Annotated in this window: 4 protein-coding genes; all 4 read right to left on the bottom strand. The window is 71.7% G+C overall.

The features are described 5' to 3' along the window. Window positions 1-653: translation initiation factor IF-2 N-terminal domain-containing protein (locus SACHA_RS20810; RefSeq protein ID WP_039738299.1), on the bottom strand; the 653-nt coding region annotated here is incomplete at its 3' end. A 76-nt stretch (window positions 654-729) separates the two neighbouring features. Continuing rightward, window positions 730-1014: a YlxR family protein gene (locus SACHA_RS23775; RefSeq protein WP_232211832.1), complete on the bottom strand. Its 285-nt coding sequence runs from the start codon at window positions 1012-1014 to the stop codon at window positions 730-732. Between the two features lie 131 nt (window positions 1015-1145). After that, window positions 1146-2189 (bottom strand): transcription termination factor NusA, encoded by a 1044-nt coding sequence (gene nusA / locus SACHA_RS0107360; protein WP_007027188.1) that lies wholly within the window; start codon window positions 2187-2189, stop codon window positions 1146-1148. After that, window positions 2186-2725, bottom strand: a complete 540-nt coding sequence (rimP, locus tag SACHA_RS0107355; RefSeq protein ID WP_019808416.1) for a ribosome maturation factor RimP — start codon at window positions 2723-2725, stop codon at window positions 2186-2188. The genes nusA and rimP overlap by 4 nt, the downstream gene beginning before the upstream one ends. Window positions 2726-2974 lie beyond the last annotated feature (249 nt).

Below are 2974 nucleotides of genomic sequence, written 5' to 3'. Positions count from 1 at the left end.
CCGCGCTGCTGCTGGCCGCCGGACGACCGCGGTGCCGGGGAGCCGGAGCCCACCCCGAACGGGTTGTTGCCCACGCGGGGCGGACGCGGTCCGGGCTTCGGACCCGGCTTGGGGCCCTGCGGCTTCGGCGGGACGACCGCACCGGAATCCTTGTCCTCCGGTGCGGAGTCCTTCCCCGAGTCCTTCGCCGCGGGTGCCTGCTCGGCGGGCTGCTGCGCGGGGCCGGGCTTCGGACCCGGCTTCGGACCGGGCTTCGGTCCCGGCTTCGGCGGCTGCTGTCGTTGCTGCGCCTGCGGCCGGGTCTCCTGCTGTGCCTGCGGCTGCGCGGGTTGCTCGGCCTGCGGCGTCCGCGGTGCCGATTCCTGCGGTGCCGAAGCCGAGGGCTGTGCCGGTGCCGAGGGCTTCGGCGGCCCCGGCTTCGCGCCGTTACCGTCCCCACCGCCGGGCTTCGGGCCCCGGTCGGCGCCCTTCTTGTCGGACTTGCCGTCCTTGCTCGTCGGGAACGCGTCGCGCAGCCGTCGGGCGACGGGCGCCTCGACGGTCGACGACGCGGATTTCACGAACTCGCCCTGCTCCTTCAGCTTGGCGAGTACATCCTTGCTCGTGACACCGAGCTCTTTCGCGAGCTCATGTACGCGGGCTTTGCCTGCCACTGCTCTCCTCAACTGATGAGGTCGGCGGCGAAACCCGCAGACCTCGTCCTATCGTCGCGCGTTCATGGCTTCAGCTTCACGGCTGACTCATGACGGGTCGACCTGCTTCCTTGTTCCGGTCTGGATGCGGGGAGTTCCCGCACCCACAGTGCCACCAGCGCTGTCCGCGCTCTGGGTGAGTCGCTCCACATGATGCCGCAGACCGGCCACGTCGAGCCACCCCCTTCGCCCGGAGGGCCCGGGGGAACGCCCGCCGCCGTTCGGCGCGGCCCAGGCATCCCCGGTCGGGATGGAGCCAGGCACCGCGTCCCGGCAGCCGTCGTCGCTCGTCGACGACCACGTGCCCGTCCGCCGCGACCACACGGATCAACTCCGGCACCGACGCCCGCCGCCGACATCCGACGCAGGTGCGGACCGGCGTGGCGCCGGGCCGCGGTCGGGACTGGTTCGGCTGTGGGTGTCGCACCACATCCCAGTTTAGACCGTGGTCAATCAGTCGGCGGAACCGGTGGCCGCTGCGTGCGGTGTCTCGGTCGGTTCCACCTGCCGCTGCCCCGTCTCCGGGGCGGCGTCGCTGCGGATGTCGATCCGCCACCCGGTGAGCCGGGCCGCCAGGCGGGCGTTCTGCCCTTCCTTGCCGATCGCCAGGGACAACTGGAAGTCGGGGACGACCACCCGGGCCGTCTTGGCCCGTTCGTCGACCACCTCGACAGAGACAACCTTCGCGGGCGAGAGCGCATTCCCGACGAACTCGGCCGGGTCGTCCGAGTAGTCGATGATGTCGATCTTCTCGCCACCGAGTTCGCTCATCACGTTGCGCACGCGGCCGCCGACGTGCCCGATGCAGGCACCCTTGGCGTTCACCCCGGGCACCGTGGACCGGACGGAGATCTTCGACCGGTGCCCCGCCTCGCGCGCGACGGCGGTGATGTCCACGGTGCCGTCGGCGATCTCGGGTACCTCCAGGGCGAACAGCTTGCGCACGAGGTTGGGGTGCGTCCGGGACAGCGTGATCTGCGGTCCGCGGACGGTGCGAGCCACCCCGACGACGTAGGCCTTGAGGCGCTCGCCGTGCCCGTACTCCTCGCCGGGCACCTGCTCGGCGGCGGGCAGCACCCCCTCGGAGTCGCCGATCTGCAGCACCACCATCCCGCGGGCGTTGGCCTTCGCGTCCCGCTGCACGACACCCGCGACGATCTCACCCTCCTGGGCGGAGAACTCGCCGTAGGTCTTCTCGTGCTCGGCGTCCCGCAGCCGCTGGAGGATGACCTGCCGGGCGGTCGCCGCGGCGATCCGGCCGAATCCCTCCGGGGTGTCGTCCCACTCCTCGGCGACCCCACCGTGCTCGTCCAGCCGGTGCGCGAGCACCCGCACGAACCCGGTGCGGCGATCGATGTCGATCTTCGCGTGCGGGTGGTGCCCCTCCGTGTGCTTGTACGCGGTCAGCAGCGCGCTCTCGATCGCCTCCAGCACCGTCTCGAAGGGGATGTCCTTGTCCCGTTCGATCGCGCGCAACGCCGCGATGTCGACGTTCACCTCGGCTCCTCCTTCGGTCCGGCACTTTCCTCGTTCTCGCCGCGCCCGTCGGAGTCCAGCAGCTTCAGGTCCCCGGCGGGGGGCTGCTTGAACTCGACCTCGACGACGGCCGTGTCCACGTCCGCGTACCGCAGGTCGCGGATGTTCCCGTCCACCAGTATCCGCACCGACTCCGGCCCGGCGTCACCGACGCGGCCGACGTAGGGCGACCCGTCGACGGGTGTCACGCGGACGAGGCGGTACTTGGCCCGTCGCCAATGGCGGGGCGTGGTCAGCGGGCGGTCCAGCCCCGGCGAGGTCACCTCCAGCGTGTAGGCGCCCTCGATGAGGTGCTCGTACTCGTCGAGCGCCGCCGACACCGTCCTGCTGATCTCGGCGATCTGGTCCAGCTCGACGCCGTGCTCGCCGTCGACGACGACCTTCACCAGCTTGCGCCTGCCTGCCTGCTGGACGTCCAGCGCGTCGAGATCGAAACCCGCGGCCGCGACGGCCTCGGCCACGACGGGCTCCAGCCTGCCGGCGAGTTCGTTGGGCACCGTGCTGCTCCCTGTGGTTCCTGTTCTGAAGTGGTGGTTCAGCTTATCGTGCCCCCGCGGTGTCCCGCCGGGCGTCGCCCGTCCGGCACCGCGCCGGGCGCGTGCCCACCCGGTATCATCCGCCGTCGGTTCCGGGGTGGCAGGATGCGGGCCGTGACATCCCGACATGCGTGGAACCGGCGGAGGCTGCTGCGCACGGCCGTCCTGACCGCACTGGCGGCCCCGGCCGCACCCGGCCTCGCCGGCTGC

Origin of the sequence: Saccharomonospora halophila 8 (assembly GCF_000383775.1) — a bacterium.
In the GTDB taxonomy this organism is placed as follows: Bacteria; Actinomycetota; Actinomycetes; order Mycobacteriales; family Pseudonocardiaceae; genus Saccharomonospora; species Saccharomonospora halophila.
Note: the sequence above shows the minus strand (reverse complement) of the source record. Positions and strands in the feature narration are given on the sequence as shown.